This window comes from Burkholderia sp. Bp9143 (assembly GCF_003853645.1).
Lineage (GTDB): Bacteria > Pseudomonadota > Gammaproteobacteria > Burkholderiales > Burkholderiaceae > Burkholderia.
In genome coordinates this window covers 1-18,802 of record NZ_QTPO01000024.1, presented here as the reverse complement: position 1 = coordinate 18,802, position 18,802 = coordinate 1, and the positions used below count along the sequence as shown (strand labels likewise).

The 18,802-nt window shown below is 68.3% G+C and carries 17 protein-coding genes and 1 pseudogene; 11 read left to right on the top strand and 7 right to left on the bottom strand.

What is annotated here, in order from left to right:
- Window positions 1-44: 44 nt before the first annotated feature.
- Window positions 45-509, bottom strand: coding sequence for a VOC family protein (locus DIE23_RS19155; protein WP_124613570.1), 465 nt, complete (start codon window positions 507-509; stop codon window positions 45-47).
- Window positions 510-818: 309 nt separating this feature from the next.
- On the opposite strand from DIE23_RS19155, the gene DIE23_RS19150 reads away from it, so the two are divergent.
- Window positions 819-1,970 carry a porin gene (locus tag DIE23_RS19150; protein ID WP_124613569.1) on the top strand — a complete coding sequence of 384 codons (1,152 nt, stop codon included), beginning with the start codon at window positions 819-821 and terminating at the stop codon, window positions 1,968-1,970.
- A 223-nt stretch (window positions 1,971-2,193) separates the two neighbouring features.
- Window positions 2,194-2,496 (top strand): DUF4148 domain-containing protein, encoded by a 303-nt coding sequence (locus DIE23_RS19145; protein WP_124613568.1) that lies wholly within the window; start codon window positions 2,194-2,196, stop codon window positions 2,494-2,496.
- 133 nt (window positions 2,497-2,629) lie between these two features.
- On the opposite strand, the gene DIE23_RS19140 is transcribed toward DIE23_RS19145, so the two are convergent.
- Window positions 2,630-3,577: a LysR family transcriptional regulator gene (locus DIE23_RS19140; RefSeq protein WP_124613567.1), complete on the bottom strand. Its 948-nt coding sequence runs from the start codon at window positions 3,575-3,577 to the stop codon at window positions 2,630-2,632.
- Between the two features lie 204 nt (window positions 3,578-3,781).
- Between DIE23_RS19140 and DIE23_RS19135 the strand changes: the two genes are divergently transcribed.
- Both DIE23_RS19135 and DIE23_RS19130 read left to right on the top strand, forming a co-directional pair.
- Window positions 3,782-5,965: an FUSC family protein gene (locus tag DIE23_RS19135; RefSeq protein ID WP_124613566.1), complete on the top strand. Its 2,184-nt coding sequence runs from the start codon at window positions 3,782-3,784 to the stop codon at window positions 5,963-5,965.
- Window positions 5,966-6,122: 157 nt separating this feature from the next.
- Window positions 6,123-6,335, top strand: coding sequence for a hypothetical protein (locus DIE23_RS19130; RefSeq protein ID WP_124613565.1), 213 nt, complete (start codon window positions 6,123-6,125; stop codon window positions 6,333-6,335).
- A 138-nt stretch (window positions 6,336-6,473) separates the two neighbouring features.
- Here DIE23_RS19130 and DIE23_RS19125 read toward each other — a convergent pair whose 3' ends face one another.
- Together DIE23_RS19125 and DIE23_RS19120 are read right to left on the bottom strand one after the other, a co-directional pair.
- Complete coding sequence (locus tag DIE23_RS19125; protein WP_124613564.1) at window positions 6,474-7,583, bottom strand: P1 family peptidase; 1,110 nt, start codon at window positions 7,581-7,583, stop codon at window positions 6,474-6,476.
- Between the two features lie 45 nt (window positions 7,584-7,628).
- On the bottom strand, window positions 7,629-9,035 hold the full coding sequence (locus tag DIE23_RS19120; RefSeq protein ID WP_124613563.1) for an APC family permease: 1,407 nt from the start codon (window positions 9,033-9,035) through the stop codon (window positions 7,629-7,631).
- 414 nt (window positions 9,036-9,449) lie between these two features.
- Here DIE23_RS19120 and DIE23_RS19115 point away from each other — a divergent pair, with 414 nt between their 5' ends.
- Together DIE23_RS19115 and DIE23_RS40220 are read left to right on the top strand one after the other, a co-directional pair.
- Entirely contained in the window at window positions 9,450-10,250 is an 801-nt protein-coding gene (locus tag DIE23_RS19115; protein WP_124613562.1) for a helix-turn-helix transcriptional regulator, read from the top strand.
- 138 nt (window positions 10,251-10,388) lie between these two features.
- A complete protein-coding gene (locus DIE23_RS40220; protein ID WP_260436112.1) occupies window positions 10,389-10,562 on the top strand; it encodes a hypothetical protein in 174 nt (57 codons plus the stop codon).
- Window positions 10,563-10,843: 281 nt separating this feature from the next.
- Here the strand turns inward: DIE23_RS40220 and DIE23_RS19105 are convergent, their stop codons facing one another.
- Complete coding sequence (locus DIE23_RS19105) at window positions 10,844-11,149, bottom strand: panthothenate synthetase (protein ID WP_124613561.1); 306 nt, start codon at window positions 11,147-11,149, stop codon at window positions 10,844-10,846.
- A 187-nt stretch (window positions 11,150-11,336) separates the two neighbouring features.
- On the bottom strand, window positions 11,337-12,764 hold the full coding sequence (locus DIE23_RS19100) for a cytochrome P450 (RefSeq protein WP_124613560.1): 1,428 nt from the start codon (window positions 12,762-12,764) through the stop codon (window positions 11,337-11,339).
- Window positions 12,765-12,851: 87 nt separating this feature from the next.
- Between DIE23_RS19100 and DIE23_RS19095 the strand changes: the two genes are divergently transcribed.
- The 4 genes from DIE23_RS19095 (at window position 12,852) to DIE23_RS19075 (ending at window position 16,875) form a co-directional block, all read left to right on the top strand.
- Window positions 12,852-13,790 (top strand): helix-turn-helix domain-containing protein, encoded by a 939-nt coding sequence (locus tag DIE23_RS19095; protein ID WP_124613559.1) that lies wholly within the window; start codon window positions 12,852-12,854, stop codon window positions 13,788-13,790.
- 414 nt (window positions 13,791-14,204) lie between these two features.
- Window positions 14,205-15,089 (top strand): LysR family transcriptional regulator, encoded by an 885-nt coding sequence (locus DIE23_RS19085; RefSeq protein WP_124613558.1) that lies wholly within the window; start codon window positions 14,205-14,207, stop codon window positions 15,087-15,089.
- A gap of 164 nt (window positions 15,090-15,253) precedes the next feature.
- Complete coding sequence (locus DIE23_RS19080) at window positions 15,254-16,186, top strand: AEC family transporter (protein WP_124613557.1); 933 nt, start codon at window positions 15,254-15,256, stop codon at window positions 16,184-16,186.
- Between the two features lie 314 nt (window positions 16,187-16,500).
- Entirely contained in the window at window positions 16,501-16,875 is a 375-nt protein-coding gene (locus tag DIE23_RS19075) for a hypothetical protein (RefSeq protein WP_124613556.1), read from the top strand.
- A gap of 153 nt (window positions 16,876-17,028) precedes the next feature.
- Here DIE23_RS19075 and DIE23_RS19070 read toward each other — a convergent pair whose 3' ends face one another.
- Complete coding sequence (locus tag DIE23_RS19070) at window positions 17,029-18,546, bottom strand: CoA-acylating methylmalonate-semialdehyde dehydrogenase (RefSeq protein WP_124613555.1); 1,518 nt, start codon at window positions 18,544-18,546, stop codon at window positions 17,029-17,031.
- A 92-nt stretch (window positions 18,547-18,638) separates the two neighbouring features.
- On the opposite strand from DIE23_RS19070, the pseudogene DIE23_RS19065 reads away from it, so the two are divergent.
- Window positions 18,639-18,802: pseudogene (locus tag DIE23_RS19065) on the top strand (RNA-guided endonuclease TnpB family protein); the annotation flags it as partial.

The following is an 18,802-nucleotide window of genomic DNA, read 5'->3' as shown; positions in this document are numbered from 1 at the left end:
CGCCGCGTGGTGGGGAAAACCGGCTCCGGCGATGCGTGCCGCGCTTATTTGAATGCCTCGATCGTCAGGCCGGTCGCCGCGCTCATCTCGTCGTTCGTCACGTCGCGCACGTGCTTGCCGAATGTCCACACATGCCGGCCGGGATCGCGCGCGCGATACATGCGATCGCCGTAGAACTGGTCGGCCGGCGACTGCAGGATCTCCGCGCCCGCGGCACGCGCGCGCTCGCAGTGCGCGTCGATGTCTGTGTCGTCGGGAAGATGCACGTGGATGTGCTGCGTGTTCCGGTCGCCCGTGTCTTCCGGCGACGCGATGAAGTCGGCCCACGCGCCGCCGATCATGACGAGGCCGTCGCCGAATGTCATTTCGGCATGCGCGATGTCGCCTTCCGGCGTGGTGACGACAAGCGAGCGCTCGAAGCCGAATGCGCGTTCGAGCCATGCGAGCGCGGCTTTCGGGTCGCGGTAGCACAGCGCGGCACTCAAGGAAGGACGGCGAGGCGTAGTCATCGGGTGTCTCCGGATCTCGGCATAGGTCTGCTCATTCTCCACGCGCGCGGCGCCGCGATCAACTCCCGCGTCGGCGACGCGCGTGTTGTCAATGCGCGACACGGCATGCGCGACACCCTCGCATCTCGCGTCGCGCCGTCGGCGAAAACGCCCGCCATCCGGCCTCCGCACCGATTTGTGAACGCCGTGTGACGCACTCTTGCGCAGCGCGCAACGGAGTGCTCGCGCGCCGGCGGCCGGAATCGCGCGACCCCGCCCCTACACTTGCGGCGAATTTTGGTCACTCGTCCCACACGCAGGAGCTGTTACATGCACAAAACGAACAAAACCCTGATTGCCGCCGCATCCGCCGCCGCACTCTTCGCCCCGCTCGCGCACGCACAGAGCTCGGTCACGCTGTACGGCCTGATCGATGCCGGCATCGCTTACACCAACAACGCGGGTGGCGCATCGCTGTGGCGCATGACCACCGGCACCATCAACGGCAGCCGCTTCGGCCTGCGCGGCACGGAAGATCTCGGCGGCGGCGTGAAGGCGCTGTTCGTCCTGGAGAACGGCTTCAACGCGAACAACGGCGCGCTCGGCCAGGACGGCAAGCTGTTCGGCCGCCACGCGTATGTGGGCCTGAGCCGCGCCGGCTACGGCACGCTGACGCTCGGCCGCCAGTACGACACGATGGTCGACTTCGTCGCGCCGCTGTCCGCGACGTCCGGCGACTTCGGCGATACGGGCTTCGCGCATCCGTTCGACAACGACAACCTGAACCACTCGGTGCGCATCAACAACGCGGTGAAGTACACCAGCGACACGATCGCGGGCTTCAAGGTCGGCGCGCTGTACGGCTTCTCGAACTCGACGAACTTCGCCGGCAACCGCGCATACAGCGTGGCGGCGAGCTACACGAACGGCCCGCTGAAGCTGGCCGGCGCGTACCTGCAGATGAACGGCACGAAGGGCTCGACGAGCGCGAGCCCGGGCGCGACCGACGTGGCCGAAGCGAAGAGCGTGAGCCAGGGAGGCTGGTCGGTGGGCGCGGACCGCATGCGCACGTATGGCGGCGGTGTCAGCTACGTGTTCGGTCCGGCGACGGTGGGCTTCGTCTACACGCGCTCGCAGTACGACAACTCGGGCTCGTTCGGCTCCACCGGCCAGGTCGCGTTCAACAACTACGACGTGAACGTGCGCTATGCGGTGACGCCGGCCGTCAGCCTCGGCGCGGCCTACGTGTACACGGACGCCAGCGTGTCGAACCCGGACAGCAAGCACGGTACCGATCCGAAGTGGCACCAGGTCGACCTGCAGGCCGTGTACAAGCTGTCGCGCCGCACCGACCTGTATGCGGAAGCGATGTATCAGCACGCGTCGGGCCGCGGCTACCAGGCGTTCATCAACACGTCGGGCGGCGCGTCGAGCACCGCGAACCAGATCGTCGGCACGATCGGCATGCGCACGCGGTTCTGAGTTCCGCTCCACCGGACTGCACGTCGTCCGACAGCCGTGAACCTGTCTTGATGGACGGGTTCGCAGGATGCGGGCGACGCGCGGCAATGTTGTTCCATCTGGAAAGCTGCCTGCCTGGAATCGGGGTTTTTGTGCCCGCGTGCGCTGCATAGACTGGCATCGACGGTTCGGATCGCGCATCGATCGCCGGACCGGCCTCACACCCCGCCTACAGGAGAACATCGTGAAATCGCTCGTCGTTACCGCCGCCGCTGCCGTCCTGCTTGCCGCACCGGCCCTGTCGTTCGCTCAGTCCGCCAAGTCGCCCGTCACGCGCGCGCAGGTGCTGCAGGAGCTCTACGACCTCGAATCGGTCGGCTACAACCCGTCGCTCGGCGACGCCGGCAACTATCCGGACGACATCATGGCCGCGCAGGATCGCCTGGCAGCAAAACGGCTCGCCGAGCACAAGGCCGCGCAAGCCGCCTATGGCCCGGCCGGTGCGGGCGCAACCGAATCGGGCGTCGCGGTGAAGCCCGCGCTGTGAATGCATGCAGCAACGCCGCACCCGCATGACACGTGTCCTGCGGGCGCGGCGAATCCCGCGCGAACCGGCCCGTGACGATGCGGCCGGACAGCGTGCCGTCCGGCACGCGGCCATCCTCTTCCGGTATTCGCCCTCAGGCGGCCTGCGGTTCGCGGTCGATCGCGTTCAGCATCTCGACGTCGCGCGCGATCATCCCCGGCACCTGCGCACGCAGCATCTCGACCCAGGTGCGCACCTTCGCGTCGACGAAGCGGCGCGACGGATACAGCGCATACACGTTCATCTTCTGCAGGATGTGCCCGGGCAGCACGCGCACGAGCGTGCCGTCCTGCAGCGCGTCGATCGCCGAATACAGCGGCAGCATGCCGATCCCGATGCCGTCGCGAATCGCGAGCGCGAGCGACTCGGCCGTATTGGTCTGCACCGGCCCGGCGACATGGATCTGTTCGACGCCCTCGGCACCTTCGAGCACCCATTCGTGGGTCGGGAACGCCGGCGTGCAGAGCGTCAGGCACGCGTGCGCGCCGAGATCCTGCGGGCGGGAAGGCGCGCCGTGGCGCTTCACGTACTCGGGCGACGCGCACAGGATGCTGAAGGTCGAGCCGAGCAGGTGCGACACGAGCTCCGAATCGGGCAGCGACGACGCGGTGACGACCGCCATGTCGCTCGTGCCGTCGAACAGGTCGGGCATGCGCTGCGACAGCGACAGCTCGATCGATACGTCCGGATACTGCGTGTGATAGCGCGTCAGCGCGGGCATCACGTAGTGATGGCCGACGCTCGCGAAGCTGTGCATGCGCAGCACGCCGGCCGGCCGCTCGTGCGCGCAGCTCGCCTCTTCCTCGGCGCGATCGACGTCGGCGAGGATCTGGCGGCAGCGCCGCAGATAGCTTTCGCCGGCCGACGTCAGCGCGAGACGGCGCGTCGAGCGATTCATCAGACGGGTGCGCAGGCGCGCCTCGAGCTCCGACACCGCGCGCGACATCGCGCCCGTCGTCGAATTCAGCGATTGCGCGGCCGCGGTGAAACTGCCCGTCTCGACGACGCGCGTAAACACCCGCATGTTTTGTAGGGTATCCATTCCTGTGAGTCACCTGTAGCGGAGCCGCTATTTTCCTCCAGCGGACGCGACAGATTGTTACGCGGCCTGCAACTATCGTTTCCCCGTAGCTGCGTTAATGCCCGAGCGCCGCACTCCTACAATCGGCGCCTCATCAGTCGAACGGACCCGTCCGGACGCGCCGCGGCCCTTGCCCGGCCCCGCACCGGCCCCCCCTTTTTCTTCATGAAGCCACAACCTGCGATCGAGCGACCTTCCATCGAACCCGGACGATGGAGGACCTGGCTCGATCCGCTCGGCGGCGCCGCGCGCGACTGGGCCGCGAGCGACGGGCTGATCTGGCTGCATCTCGCCAAAACCGTGCTCGCCGCGCTGCTCGCGATGGGCATCGCGATGCGGCTCGAGATGTCGCAGCCGCGCACGGCGATGACGACCGTGTTCGTGCTGATGCAGCCGCTGTCGGGGATGGTGTTCGCGAAGAGCTTCTACCGCGTGCTCGGCACGGCGGCCGGCCTCGTCGGCGCGCTCGCGCTCGGTGGGCTGTTCGCGCAGCAGCCGGAGCTGTACATGGCCGGCATCACGCTGTGGATCGGCGGCTGCATCGCGCTCGCGGTGCGCAACCGCCACTTCCGCTGGTACGGGTTCGTGCTCGCCGGCTATACCGCCGCGCTGATCGGCCTGCCCGCGGTGATGACGCCGCAGACGCTGTTCCAGTCCGCGCTCACGCGCGCCGCGGAAGTCGCGCTCGGCATCGCATGCTCCGGCGCGGTCAGCGCGCTGATCCTGCCGCTCAGTTCCGCGAAAGCGCTGATGCGCTCGCTGACCGCCCGTCATGTGAAGTTCGCGGCATTCGCGGCCGGCGCGCTGTCGGGCGATCTCGCACGCGGCGACTTCGAACGGCGCTTCGCCGATTTCGTTGACGAGATCGTCGGCTTCGAGGCCAACCGCGCATTCGCTTCGTTCGAGGATCCGCACATTCGTGCACGCAGCCGCCGGCTCGCGCGGCTCAACAGCGAGTTCATGAATGCGTGCACCCGCCTGCATGCGCTGCACCAGCTCGTCAAACGCTTGCGCGCGAACCGGTCGGACGCCGTGCTCGACGCGCTCGCGCCGCACATCGATGCGCTCGCGCAGCGGATTACCGCGTTGCGCGACGAGCGGCAGCGCGGCATCGCGTCGACCACCGGCGCGCTGCTCGAACTGCGCCGCTTCCACGGCGCATTGCCGAAGGCCGCGCGCGCATCGCGCCGCGAGATCGAGGATCACGCGGCCGGCGGCCTGCTCGACTTCGATACCGCGATCGAGCTGATGTATCGCTTCATCGGCGAATATCTCGGCTACGCCGACACCAACGCGTCGCTCGACCGCGACGATCACGCGTTCGAACGCTCGGTCACGCACTACGCGGTGAAGACCAATTCGTTCTTCGTCGGCTTCGCGTTCCTGCGCACGCTCGTCGCCGTCGGTGCGATGAGCGCGTTCTGGCTCGCGTCCGAATGGCCGAGCGGCTCGCTCGCCGTGATCGCCACCGCGATCGCGTGCGCGCTGAGCTCGACGTCCCCGCGCGCGCCGAAGTTCGTCGCGCAGATGGGCGTCGGCGCGGCGTTCGCGACGGCCGTCGGCTACGTGTTCCTCTGCTACGTCTATCCGAACATCGACGGCTTTCCGCTGCTGTGCGCGGCGCTCGCGCCGGTGCTCGGCCTCGGCGCGTTTCTCGCGATGCGTCCGGGCCTGTCCGGCTACGGGATCGGCTTCGCGGTGTTCTTCTGCCTGCTCGCGGGCCCCGACAACGCGATTTCATATACGCCCGAGGTGCTGATCAACAACGGTTTCGCCGTCGTCGTCGCGATGCTGGCGTGCTCGATCGTGTTCGCCGTGGTGTTTCCGACCCACATGCCGTGGCTCACGTCGCGCATCGCGCACGATCTGCGCCGCCAGGTCACGCTCGCGTGCGAAGGCGCGCGCGACGGCCTCGCGGCGCGCTTCCAGTCGAGCACGCACGACCTGATGGCGCAGTTGCGCACGCTGCTCGTCAAGCGCACGCGGCAGCATCGCGACGCGCTGCGCTGGATGCTGTCGACGCTCGAAGTCGGCCATGCGGTGATCGACCTGCGCGACGAGCTGCACGGGTTCTGCGAATCGAAACCGCCGCAGACCCTGCGCTGGACCGCGTCGATCGATGCGGTGCTGCACGAGCTGCCGCGCTTCTTCGACGACCCGACGCCTGTTCACCACGCGCGCACGCTGAAATCGGTGAACCTGGCGATCCGTGCCGCGCAGCACGCGCTGCATGCGTGGTACGCGGTGCCCGAGGCGCGCCACCGCATGCAGCGCATCGTCGGCTGCCTGCACTTCATCCGCAGCGCGCTGCTGGACAAGGACGCGCCGTTCAACCGCCACCGTCATTGACGGTCGATGGCGGTCGGCGGCGATCGATGCGCGCGCAACGTCACCCTTGTTCCGATTGGAAATAAGCTCTGCACCCGCGGTGATTAATCTTCAAGCAGTGCGAGCCTATAGTTTCCTCACTGCCAGCGAGACTGGCACTGACCCAGGAGAAACTCAAATGAAGCCGCTGCACCTCGCCCTCGTTGCCCTGTCGCTCACCGCCGCTGTCGCGCATGCCCAGCCCGCGCCGGCCGACCTCGCGCAGCAACCGGCGAACCGCGCCGAAACCGTCCAGGCCGCAGGCCGCGTCGATCGTGCGCAATCGAAGCAGGAAGACCCGAACGCATGCGTCGGCCCCGTCAGCTTCTGCAACGTCTACTTCGGCAGCTGAGCATGACGCCGCGTCGTCACGGCCGGGCCCGCCGCGCGCGCATCGCACGCATCGCATGCGCCCGCGCACGACGCGCCGGCCGATCGCCGCACCGACCCTGCCCGCCACGCCGCTTCGATTGAAGCGGCGCATGCCGTTTCAGGCGCCGCGCCCCGGCCGCCACCCCACTTCGCGTAACGCATCCAGCAAGCGCGCCTGCCCCAGCCCTTCGACCCGCGCGCCGCGCGACTCGACGTCGCTCCCCGCGACCAGCGCATTCACGATCGCTTCCTCCACCGCTTCCGACGCCGCGACGAACAGCGCGGAGATATGGTCGTTGTTCACCATCTTCACGGCCGTCGTCGGCGCGCCCTTGGTGCCGTAGTTCGCGGCCGGCAGCCCGTCGTTGCCCGTCGCGAACGCAAGGAAGATGTCGCCGCTCGAATCCTCGGTGCCACCGCCGACACGGGCCAGCCCGACGCTCGCACGCTGCGCGAGGCGCGTGCACTGATGCGGCAGCAGCGGCGCGTCGGTCGCGATCGTGACGACGATCGAGCCCATCCCGGCCTCGCCTTGCGCATCGGGCGCGCGAAACGGCGAATGCACGTGCCGCAGCACGTCGCCGACCGGGTAGCCAGCCACGCGCAGCATTTCGCGCACGCCGTAGTTCGCCTGCACGAGCGCGCCGACGGTCCAGCCGCCCGCATCGGCCGCGACCACCCGCGACGCGGTGCCGATGCCGCCCTTGAACTCGTGGCAGATCATCCCCGTGCCGCCGCCCACGCCGCCTTCGGCGACCGGCCCCGACTCCGCGACGGCCAGCGCGCGCTGCACGTGCGCGGCGCTCACGTGCTGCCCCCAGATGTCGTTGAGCAGACCGTCGTAGGTTTCCATCACGACCGGCATGCACCAGTACATGCGGCCGGCCGCCGCTTCGCGTTCGTTCGCGACCAGCGCATCGCGCACCGCGCCGACGCTGTGCGTGTTCGTATAGGCGATCGGCGTCGTCAGCAGGCCGGCTTCGCGGATCCATTCGAGCCCGGTCGCGTCGCCGTTGCCGTTCAGCACGTGAACGCCCGCGAAGCACGGCGAATCGTGCGCGGCGCCCGCGCGCGGCTCGATGACCGTGACGCCGGTGCGGATCGATGCGTCGCCGTTCTCGACGCTCAGCGTGCAGTGTCCGACCCGCACGCCCGGTACGTCCGTGATCGCGTTGAAGCGGCCCGGCGTGCCGAGTCCGATGCGGATGCCGAGATCCCTCGTGCGCATGATGCAATTCCTCCAGTCTTTCAATGGTTCGGTGTGTCGGTATGTTCAGAGCGAGCGGAACGCATCGCTGTGGCGCGCCCAGGTCGCGTACATCACGAGCGCGGCCACCAGCAGCCCGCCGATGATGATCAGGTCGGTCGGCTTCGTCGCCGTCGCCAGCGTCGTGTAGAGCGTGTACGCGGCGCCCGCGACCGCGACCAGCGGCGTCACGGGCCACAGCGGCATCCGGTAATGATGCTCGACGTCGCGGCGCACGAGCCGGCTCGCCAGCGCGGCCAGCCCGACGACCAGGTAGATCAGCAGCAGCAGGTCGACCGTGAACGCGGTCAGTTCGTCGAGGCTCGACACGAACACGAGCCCAGACGACGGCACCGCCAGTGCGAGCGTCGCGAGCCACGGCGACTCGAAGCGCGGATGGATCGTCGAGAACGCGCGGTTGCAGGTGCGCGACCAGAGCGCATGCCGGCCGCTGCTGTACAGCAGGCGCCCCATCGTGATCACGATCGCGATGATCGCGTTGAACACCGACAGGAAGATTCCGCCGCTGACCACGCGCGACACCGCCGGGTTGCTCAGCGAGCGCACGACATAGCCGATCGGGTCCGCGCTCTTCGTCAGCTCCGTCAGCGACGGCGCGCCGAGCACGATCGCGGTCAGCGGAATCAGTTCGACGACGAGGATCACCAGCAGCGAATAGATCACCGCCTTCGCGACGTTGCGGTTGCCGCCGCGCAGGTCTTCCGCGAGATACGCGGCGGAGCCGAAGCCGTTGTAGCAGAAGATCGCCGTGCCGATCGCGGGCACGATCGCCGCGAGCGTGGCCGGTACCAGCGCATTGCCGCTCGCGACGACCGGCGCGACCAGCACGTCGGTGCCGCGATGCGGGGAGCCGAAGCCGAGCCCCGCGATCAGCATCAGCACGCCGATCTCGACGACGAGAAACGCGCCGGTGATCCACGCATTCGTCTTGATGTTCAGCATCCCGAGCACATAGCTGAGCAGCACGATCGTGAGCGCGACCGACTGGTTGCTGAAGTGCGTGCCGAGTGCGTTGTTCAGGTATGGTGCGGCACCGCTCGCGAGCACCGCCGGAATGAACACGCTGACGGACAGCACCGTGATGAAGGTCAGGTAACCCGGCAGCGTGCCGAACACACGCTTGGCCATCACGTATTCGCCGCCCGCGCTGCGGTGCGCGGCGCTGAGTTCCGCGTAGCAGAGTGCGAATGCAAGCGCGAGCACGCCGCCGAGCAGGAACGACAGCACCGCGCCGCTGCCGGCCTGCTGGATCGCGAACGGCGCGATCACGAAGATCGAGCTTGCGGGCGTCACGCCCGACACGGTGATCATCACCGCGTCGCGCACGCTGAGCGTCTGCGACAACGCGCGCGGCGTGTCTTCCGTGGCAGGCGTCGCTTGCAGCGTGCCCGTCGATTCCGACATCATCGCCATTTCGTTCTCCTGTTGCTTAGGGTCTGTCTACATATGGAACACGCATGCGTTGCCACGAGAACGGCCGCTCGCGAGGCGCGCGACGCCGCGAATACTGACGTATTCGCAAGGAGCGCAACGCGGCGAGCGGCCGTTCTCGTGGCAACCCCAAACTAAAAAACCATTCCACGGGAATGCCCGAAATCGCCCATATGGCGGCGTCGTTCGTCGCTTGTTTGGCTCGGCCAAACGGCGCTCCTCACTTCTTGCCCTACGAGCGATTTCGGTCATTCGCATGCGTGTTCCATATGTAGACAGACCCTTTGCTGCCTTTTTTTGAACACCCATACTCGGGCCCGATTCATTGCGTGGCAGTCTAGGAAGCCAAATTCAGGACCGCTATTCCCCCTTCGTGTTACGCCCTCCGGTGGTGGTATGGATCGACTCTTCTCCGAAATCGCGATGCACCAGGCGCTCGGCCGCGCAATCGATCATCTCGGCCAGCCGCGCTTCTGGCGTTTCCTCGTGCTGCTGCTCAACGAAATGGTGCCGTTCGACAACGCGCTCGCAACCGCGATCGGCCGTGACGGCGTGCCGCTCGTGCTCGACGAATACGACACGGGCGGCACCGACAGCGCGTCGCCGGTGCCGCTTTACCTCAATGGGTTATATCTGCTGGATCCGTTCCTGCAGGCCGCGCACGACGGGCTCGCGGACGGCTGCTACCGGCTCGAGGAAGTCGCGCCCGACCTGTTCCGGCAGAGCGAGTATTTCCTGAGCTACTTCCGCGACGCGGTCGGCGACGACGAAATCCAGATCCTGCTGCGGCCGAATCCCGACCTGCTACTGTCGTTGTCGCTCGGCGCGGCCGCGCGCTTCGACGTCGAGCCGCTCGGCAAGCTGACGGCCGCGATGCCGTGGGTGCTCGCGACGATCCGGCAGCACTGGCGGCTGGTGGGCGACGCCGCGCGCGCGACGCCCGACGACGATCTCGGCGCCCGCGTCGAGCAGGCGCTCGCGCGCTTCGGCGCGGGCGTGCTGACCGATCGCGAGATGTCGATCGCGAGAATGGTGCTGCGCGGCAATTCGTCGAAGGCGATCGCGGAGCGGTTGGCGATCTCACCGGAGACGGTGAAGGTGCATCGGCGGCATCTTTACGCGAAGCTCGGGATCTCGTCGCAGCCGGAGCTGTTTTCGCGATTCATTCAGGCGCTGGGGGAGGATGCGGCGGGGTGAGCGCATCGATCGGGACGGATGGCAACGGGCGCGGAATCGGGCACTATGCGTGAATCGCCGCGAGCCGTGGTCATCCGGTGAAGCGGTCACGAATGTTCCGTCGACAACAACACTGCCCCGTAACAGGAATCCCGATTCATGTCGCTCACTCCGCTCATCGGAGTTGGCTGGTTGCTTCTGTGTGCCATCAGCGCCGCATCGATCGTGCTCGTGCCGCCCGTGGTGCTGGTCGCCTGCCTGATGGGAAAGGACGTCTGGTCCATCCTGACCCGAGGCCGGCTGCAGTTCGCATTCCTGGCGTACCTCGGCTAGGCGCCGGTGCCAGCCGTCTTCACGCTCCTGCTGGAAGCCGGCGCCGCGGCCGGGAGTGCCGGCGGCTCGGCATCCGACAGCCTGAACGCGTGGAACGAGCGGTGCTTGTTCGTTTTCCTTGGCGCGGCGGCACTGAGCGGTCTGCTGTTGCTGTTGCGACCGAAAGACAGGCACGCGGCAAACGTCGAGCCGTCGCAGTCTGCGCGATAGTCGGCACGCGAACGCCGCGCCATGCCTCCCGCCCGGTTCTCGAGCGGGGCAAGGTCATGCACAGCTTCCCGCTACTTCCACTTCGCGCCGAGTTGCGCGAGCCCGGCGTTCCGGAGATCGTCCGGCAGCATCACCACACGGAACTCGCAGTCTGCGTTCAACATCAGGAACCACGGCTCCGCGAGCGCCGGGATCTGTGACGGGTCATCCAGATTGACGATCACGACCGCGCCGCGCCCGCCGCTCTGCTCCGTAAAATACACGGCCTCCGGCTTGACCGCTTCGAGTATTCGCGAGATCACGTCGCCGACGCTGCCGTCGCGCACCAGCGTGTTGAACGGCTCGTGAGGGATTCGTATGTTGAGAAGCATGCGCATGATCATCCTCCTTGGGCTCCGCCCGGCCTGGGCCCTTCAAGCATAGGTGCTGCGCAATGCCGCGCCAGTGGTGCCGAAAGCCGTTGCCGGCACGCATTCACATTCCGACGATTCGATGACACCGCATCGCGCGAACAGCGGTCGCTCGCGCGATGCAGGCCGGGTCGAATCGACCGCTCATGCCCCGTCATGCGGAGACCGTAACGGCCGTCAGCTCCGTCGGCGCGATCGCCAGATGCAACGGCTGCTCCGGCCGCAGCGTCACGTTCAGCACCGGTCGCGGCGGCGTCGTACCCGGCGGCACCGCCAGCACGTGCCGCTGCAGGATCATCGCCGCCACCACCGTCATTTCCGTCATCGCCAGATGCTGCCCGAGGCACACGCGCGGCCCCGTGCCGAACGGCAGGTACGCGCCGCGCGGAATCGCCGGCGCATCGTCGGCGAAGCGCTCGGGCCGGAAGGCCTGCGGTTTCGGAAACCATCGCGCGTCGTGGTGCATGAGCCGAATCGGCAGCATGAACAGCGTCCGCCCCGGAAACTGCCACGCGCCCAGCGCGACCGGCCGTAACGCGCGACGGCTGATCAGGATCGGTGCCGCTGGATACAGGCGCATCGTTTCCTCGAGCGTCTGCGTCAAGTAGCGCAATGCGGGGCGCGTGTCGGCGCTCGGCGCACGGCCGCCCAGCACGCGCACGACCTCGTCGCGCGCCGCGGCCTGCGCGGCCATGTTCCAGGCCCACCAGGTCAGCGTGGCCGCGGCCGTCTCGTGACCGGCCAGGAATGCCGTCATGCATTCGTCGTGGACGGCCCGCAGCGGCCATGCGCGCGCGTCGGCACGGTGCAGCCGCAACAGGCGCGACAGCAGGTCGTCCGGCCAGCCGTGCTCCGGCATGTCGAGACGTGCATGCAGTTGCCGGTCGATCAATCCGTTCAGCGCCGCCAGCGCCCTCGCCTTGCCGCGCTTCCACGGCATCCAGTCCGGCGCGCTGGCCGGCTGGTAGAACTCGGCGTTCGCCGCCGCGCTCACCGTGCGCACGGCCTCCTCGGCCACGCGTGCGTCCGCGCCGATCGCGTGTGAAAACAGCGTGCGCATGATCACGTCCATCGCCAGCGACGTCAGCGCGCGCTCGATCGGCCAGTGCGCATCGTGCGCGGGCCACTGCGCGAGCGCATGGCCGGCGGTCGCCGCAATCGACGGCACGAATGCCTGCACCGGTTTTGGCATGAAGCTCGGCTGCAGCGCATGCCGCTTGTCGCGCCATGCGTCGCCCTCGGCGACCAGCACGCTGTGCCCGTGAACCTGCGAGAACACGCGGATGCCGCGCTCCCAGCGCACGAACGCATCGTGATGCGTGACCAGCAGCTCGCGCACGAGCGCCGGATCGGTGACGACCACCGCATGTTCGGGCCACATGCGCAGATGCACGACGTCGCCATGCGCGCGCTGCCAGCCCGCGAGCGCGCCGGTCAGGTCGCGCGACATCGCGCGCAGCAGCCGCCACCCCGTCAGGCCGGCAGGCGGCCCCGGCGGCCATACGCCGGGCGGGTGAAGTGCGGGCGACGCGCCGGCGGCGTCCGCATGGAATGGGCATCGGGAAGAGGATCGTGTGTTCATGCGGCGAATTGTCCGGATCGACACGCCGCCGGTCTTGAACGCAAACGACATCGACACCTGCGGCGCCGGTCCCTATACTCCGGCGTCATGCCCTTCGGTCCGTCCCCGACATTGCCGCCGTGTCCCGATCCGCTCGCGCGTGCGCCGCGCGTGCTGTGCGACGGCCGATCGCCGCCCACGCGGCTGTATCCGCCGCCGGCCGCGCTGCAAGGCGCGGTCGTCGCGATCATCAGCCGCGACACGCGCGGCTTCACGCTAAGCGATGCGCAGCGGCTCACGCATTTTCCCGCGTCGCCAATCGTCTGCCTGTCGTGGTATCGCGGCTTCGACGTCGGGCTCATCCGGCGCACCGGCGACGGCCCTGTGTGGCAACCGTTCGGTGCATCGGCGACGCTGTCGGGCAGCCAGTCGATGCCGGTCGCGAGCTGGGCGCCAACGAGCGGACAAGGCGGCATCGTCTGCCTGCATGCCGACGCGGCACGCGCGCTGTTCGGCATTGCGCTGCCGGCGCTCCACGACACCTTCGTCGATGCGCGTGCGTGCCTCGACGACAGCTGGCGACCGCTGCTCGACGCGCTGGCCGATGCCGAGCACGACGCGGCCGCGCTGGCCGCGCTCGACCGATACCTCGCGCCGCGCTGGCGCGCGCTGCGCGGCAGCGTGTCGCCGCTGTCGTCGCTGCGCGATGCCGGGCGCAGCTGGGTCGGGCGTCTCGCGTCGAAAGCGCGCGAATGGCGGTACACCCACAGCCCGCGTCAGGTCGAACGGCGCATCAAGTCGTACAGCGGGCGCTCGTTGCGTGACTGGCAGACGCTGGTGCGCACCGAAGGCGTGTTCTTCGCCGCGCGGGACCGGCAGGACGCCGGGCAGCCGCTCGACTGGGCCGCGCTCGCGCTGGACGAGGGGTTCGCCGACCAGGCGCACCTGAGCCGCGCGACGCGGCGCATCACGGGCTTCTCGCCGACCGAGTTCGTGCGACGCTTCGACGAGGACGAATCGTTCTGGATGTACCGGCTCTGGGTGTGACGGGCGGCTGCCCGTCACGCTTCAGTCACGCATCAACCCGCCGATTCGCCAAACCCGCCATCGGGCGCCGGGGGCGGCACGTACCGGCCGAAATACACCTCGGCCTCGACGAGACGACGGTCGCGGACACGCAACCGCTCCGCGCAGGCAGAACTGCGCGCACGCGCGCCTCGATGCCATTCACGAAAACCCGCACCGGCCGCCCCGCATGCGCCACACGACGCGTTCCGCCGCGGGCACCGATGCCGCGGTTGCCCGATTCCGCACGCACGGGCATGATGTCCGCCAGCGTGCCGGCCGCGTCCGTCGGCTTCGGCGGTCATCGGTGCCGCAATCGGCATGCCGTTCATGCACCGCCCACGGCATCATCGAGCAATCCGCGTGCCGGCCCCGGCCGCCCACCCCACCGAGCCCATGTCACTACGCGCATTCAGAACGCTGGTCGCGATCGCCCGATACCGGACCTTCGCGCGTGCCGGCGAAGCGATCGGGCTCACGCAGTCCGCCGTGAGCCTGCAGATCAAGACGCTCGAGAGCGAATACAACGTCCGGCTGTTCGACCGTTCGCGCCGCCAGCCGGTACTCACCGAAGCCGGCAACATCCTCGTCGCGCAGGCCGAGCAGGTGCTCGCGATGGTCGACCGGATCCCCGACGCGCTCAGCGACGAGAAGAAGCTCGTCGGCCGCCTGCGGATCGGCGCGATCCAGACCGCGCTGTCCGGCCCGCTGCCCGATGCGCTGCTCGCGCTGCGCGCTGCGCATCCCTCGTTGCGCGTGCACGTATCGGCCGGCATGTCGGCCGAACTGGCGAACCGCGTCGCGGCCGGCGAACTCGACGCGGCCATCACGACGCGCCCGGTGCGCCCGCATCCGGCAGAGCTGACGTGGACCACGCTGTACGAAGACCGCTTCTGGCTGCTCGCGCCGCCGGACTATGCGGAGCGCGACGCGGGCACGCTGCTCGAGGCGCTGCCGTTCATCCGTTTCGACGCGCAGGCGTGGGCCGGCCGGATGATCGCCGCCGAACTGCGCCGCATCGGCGTGCGCGTGCGCGAGGAGATGGTGCTCGACAGCGCGGAGACGATCGCACGCATGGTCGCGCGTGGGCTCGGCGCGGCGATCGTCGCGCTCCCCGACTCGACGCTCGCGCGTCTGCCGCCCGTCACGCGCTTGCCGTTCGGCCAGCCGCAGATGGGCCGCGCGGTCGTGCTGCTCGAACACCAGTCGCGTCCGGCCGAGCGTTTCGCACGTGCGCTGGCCGCCGAAGTCAGCGCGTCATCAATGAGAATTTCTCATTGAACACCCGATAATTAACCATTATTCCTGCTGCATCCGCGTGTTAACTTGGCGGCATCGTCACTCTTTCGATTGCGTGCCGCCATGTTGCCCGCCGGATGGATTCCCGCTTCGTTCCGCTGCTCCGCCTGCCGGCCGCCCCGCTCGCCTCGCCTGAAGGCGCGCCGATGATCGGCCCGATCCTGCTCGCGCTCGCGCCGGTCGCGCTGCTGGTCGCGTTCGGCCACGGCCTCCGGCGCACGGGCTTCATCGGCGATGCGTTCTGGCCGCAGGCCGAGCGGCTTTGCTACTACGTGCTGCTGCCCGCGCTGTTCGCGGACGGTCTCGCGAATGCACGGCTGCAGGCACTGCCTGTTCTGCCGCTCGCGGCGGCGCTGGTCGGTTCGACCGTGCTCGTCGCGGCGCTTCTTCTGCTGGTCCGCCGATTCGTCCAGGTCGACGGTGCCGGGTTCACGTCGGTGTTCCAGGGCGCGGTGCGCTTCAACAACTATGTCGGCACCGCCCTCGCCGCCGGACTGTTCGGCGCGCACGGAGTCGCGCTCGCGGCCGTGTGCGTCGCGGCAATCGTGCCGACCGCGAACCTGATGTGCGTGCTGGTGTTCGCGCGCTACGGCGACACGCGGCTCGGTGCCTGGGCGCTCATGCGCCAGATCCTGTCGAATCCGCTCGTCGTCGGGTGCGCGCTGGGGATCGCGATGCAGGCCGCCGGCATCGCGTTTCCGGCCGCCGTCGAACCGGCCGTGCGCGCGCTCGGCGCCGCATCGATGCCGCTCGGCTTGCTGTGCGTGGGCGCGGCCCTGCAGTTCGACGCGGCACGCGGATGGATGCAGCCGATGTGCATCGCGTCGGCGTTCAAGTTCATGGCGATGCCGCTCGCCACGCTTGCGGCCGGCCGCCTGCTCGGGCTGGGCGATGCCGCGTTGACCATCGCGCTGCTGTTCCAGGCGCTGCCGACGTCGTCCTCGTCGTACATCATGGCGCGCCAGCTCGGCGGCGACGCGCCGCTAATGGCCGGCATCACCGCGTTCCAGACGATCGCCGCCGCGGTCGCGATGCCGGCCGTGCTGACGGCGCTCGCGTCGGCGCCGGTGTTGCGCTGACGGCCCGGCAACGGCACCCGAACGCAACGGCAAGGCGCACACCGTACGGGGACGGATGCCGAATCCCGCTGCACGCGCGCAACCGCCGCTTCGTTGCGCGCAACCTACGCGCCGCCGATGCGCCCCCGATTCTTCTCGCAGCCCTGCCAAAAACCGCCTATGGTGAATGAAGCGCGTCCGTTCCGCCGTCATTCGACTCCCCGTCGCTCGCACCGGCGGCCACGGCGCCGCGTTCCGGCACCATTCCCCGCGATCGTGCGCACGCCCGGCCGTGCATGCGATCGCGCCGCCCACCGGACTACAAGGAGGTAACCATGAAAGCCGTGCTGCTCGTCAGTTCCGCCGTGCTCGCCATGGCATCCGTTTCAGCCTCGGCGCAAGGCTCGATCACCAAAGTCGAAAACGGCGCGCTCGTCGCCGCGAACGGGATGACCGTCTACACATTCGACAAGGACAAGCCCAACGCCGGCAGCAGCGCATGCACGGGCCAATGCGAATCCCTCTGGCCACCGTACAAGGCCAGCGCGACCGACGTCCCGGTCGGCCCCTATACGCTCGTCAAGCGCGACGATGGCAGCCCGCAATGGGCGTACAAGGGCAAGCCGCTGTACTTCTTCTCGAAGGACATGAAACAGGGCGACCGCAACGGCGACAACTTCAAGAGCGTATGGCACGTCGTCGCACCGTAAGCGCTGCTTCCACGCGTTGCGGGTCGGCACGGCCGTTGCACGCGTAAAAAAACCCGCCCCGATCACGATCGGGGCGGGTCCGTACGTCTCCACACCGGCTGCGTGGCGACACCCGCCGCGCGGCAGGCGTCGCGTGCGGCCGACGCAAACGCGTCAGCGGTTCGACGGGAAGCTGAACACCGTCCCTTCGCGCACGCCGGCCGACGGCCAGCGCTGCGTGATCGTCTTGCGCTTCGTGTAGAAGCGCACCGCATCCGGGCCGTACGCGTGCAGGTCGCCGAACAGCGAGCGCTTCCAGCCGCCGAACGAGTGGTACGCGACCGGCACCGGCAGCGGCACGTTGATGCCGACCATGCCGATCTGGATGTTGTCGCTGAAGTAGCGCGCCGCTTCGCCGTCGCGCGTGAACAGGCACGTGCCGTTGCCGTATTCGTGCGCGTCGATCAGCGCCATCGCCTCGTCGAGCGACTTCAGGCGAATCACGCCGAGCACCGGCCCGAAGATCTCGTGCTGATAGATCGGCATGCCGGGCTTCACGTTGTCGAACAGGCACGGGCCGAGGTAGTAGCCGCCATCGTGGCCGTCGACCTTCACGCCGCGGCCGTCGACGGCGAGCGTCGCGCCCGCTTCCACGCCCGCCTCGACAAAGCTCGCCACCTTCTCGAAATGCTGCTGCGTAACGAGCGGCCCCATGTCGACGCCGGCGCCGTTGCCCGGGCCGACCTTCATCTTCGCGATCTCGGCCTTCAGGCCTTCGACCACCTTGTCGCCCGTTTCATCGCCGATCGCGACGACCAGCGGAATCGCCATGCAGCGCTCGCCGCACGAGCCGTACGCGGCGCCCATCAGCGCGTTCACCGCGTTGCCGATGTCGGCGTCGGGCATCACGACCGCGAAGTTCTTCGCGCCGCCGAGCGCTTGCACGCGCTTGCCGTGCGCGCAGCCGGTCGAGTAGATGTATTCGGCGATCGGCGTCGAGCCGACGAAGCTCACCGCCTTCACGCGCGGGTCGGTCAGGATCGTGTCGACGGCTTCCTTGTCGCCGTTCACGACGTTCAGCACGCCCGGCGGCAGGCCGGCCTCGAGCGCGAGCTCGGCCATGCGCAGCGTCGACGACGGCGTGCGCTCGGACGGCTTCAGCACGAACGTGTTGCCGCACGCGACGGCCATCGGCCACATCCACAGCGGCACCATCACCGGGAAGTTGAACGGCGTGATGCCGGCGGCGACGCCAAGCGCCTGGAACTCGCTCCACGAATCGATCGCGGGGCCGACGTTCTTGCTGTGCTCGCCCTTCAGCAGCTCGGGCACATAGGAAGCGTATTCGACGTTCTCGATCCCTCGCTGCAGTTCGCCCATCGCGTCGGCGAGCACCTTGCCGTGCTCGGCGGTGATCAGCGCGCACAGTTCGTCCGCGTGCTCCTCGAGCAGCGTCTTGAACCGGCTCATCACGCGGGCGCGCTTCAGCGGCGGCGTGTTGCGCCACGCCGGGAACGCGGCCTGCGCGGACGCGATCGCGGCTTCGACGGTCAGCTTGTCGGCGAGCGCGACGCTCTTGTCCGATTGGCCGGTGGCCGGGTCGAACACCGGCTGGACGCGGCTGCCGCCGTCGACGCGCTTGCCGTCGATCAGGTGGCCGACGGTGGAGGTCACATTGCTGTCGTGTTTCATCAGAATTTGCTCCGAGAAACTCCGCCATTTATGGCGGGAAGGAAAGGAGCGCTGTTGACAGGCAGCTTCTTCCACGGGTTAGGATCACCGGCATGATTCTTGTCTACCGCTACCGGGTTAAGTCGCTCAACGGACTGCTTAACAAGCAGAGCCGCGCGGTGAACTACGTCTGGAACTTCTGCAATGACACGCAGAAGCACGCGCTCAAGTGGAACAAGAAGTGGCCATCGGGTTTCGACTTGAACGTGCTGACGAC

Coding starts and splice junctions, on each gene's coding strand:
- DIE23_RS19155 (WP_124613570.1), bottom strand. CDS start 509: ATGACTACGCCTCGCCGTCCTTCCTTGAGTGCCGCGCTGTGCTACCGC.
- DIE23_RS19150 (WP_124613569.1), top strand. CDS start 819: ATGCACAAAACGAACAAAACCCTGATTGCCGCCGCATCCGCCGCCGCA.
- DIE23_RS19140 (WP_124613567.1), bottom strand. CDS start 3,577: ATGGATACCCTACAAAACATGCGGGTGTTTACGCGCGTCGTCGAGACG.
- DIE23_RS19135 (WP_124613566.1), top strand. CDS start 3,782: ATGAAGCCACAACCTGCGATCGAGCGACCTTCCATCGAACCCGGACGA.
- DIE23_RS19130 (WP_124613565.1), top strand. CDS start 6,123: ATGAAGCCGCTGCACCTCGCCCTCGTTGCCCTGTCGCTCACCGCCGCT.
- DIE23_RS19125 (WP_124613564.1), bottom strand. CDS start 7,583: ATGCGCACGAGGGATCTCGGCATCCGCATCGGACTCGGCACGCCGGGC.
- DIE23_RS19120 (WP_124613563.1), bottom strand. CDS start 9,035: ATGGCGATGATGTCGGAATCGACGGGCACGCTGCAAGCGACGCCTGCC.
- DIE23_RS19115 (WP_124613562.1), top strand. CDS start 9,450: ATGGATCGACTCTTCTCCGAAATCGCGATGCACCAGGCGCTCGGCCGC.
- DIE23_RS40220 (WP_260436112.1), top strand. CDS start 10,389: ATGTCGCTCACTCCGCTCATCGGAGTTGGCTGGTTGCTTCTGTGTGCC.
- DIE23_RS19105 (WP_124613561.1), bottom strand. CDS start 11,149: ATGCGCATGCTTCTCAACATACGAATCCCTCACGAGCCGTTCAACACG.
- DIE23_RS19100 (WP_124613560.1), bottom strand. CDS start 12,764: ATGAACACACGATCCTCTTCCCGATGCCCATTCCATGCGGACGCCGCC.
- DIE23_RS19095 (WP_124613559.1), top strand. CDS start 12,852: ATGCCCTTCGGTCCGTCCCCGACATTGCCGCCGTGTCCCGATCCGCTC.
- DIE23_RS19085 (WP_124613558.1), top strand. CDS start 14,205: ATGTCACTACGCGCATTCAGAACGCTGGTCGCGATCGCCCGATACCGG.
- DIE23_RS19080 (WP_124613557.1), top strand. CDS start 15,254: ATGATCGGCCCGATCCTGCTCGCGCTCGCGCCGGTCGCGCTGCTGGTC.
- DIE23_RS19075 (WP_124613556.1), top strand. CDS start 16,501: ATGAAAGCCGTGCTGCTCGTCAGTTCCGCCGTGCTCGCCATGGCATCC.
- DIE23_RS19070 (WP_124613555.1), bottom strand. CDS start 18,546: ATGAAACACGACAGCAATGTGACCTCCACCGTCGGCCACCTGATCGAC.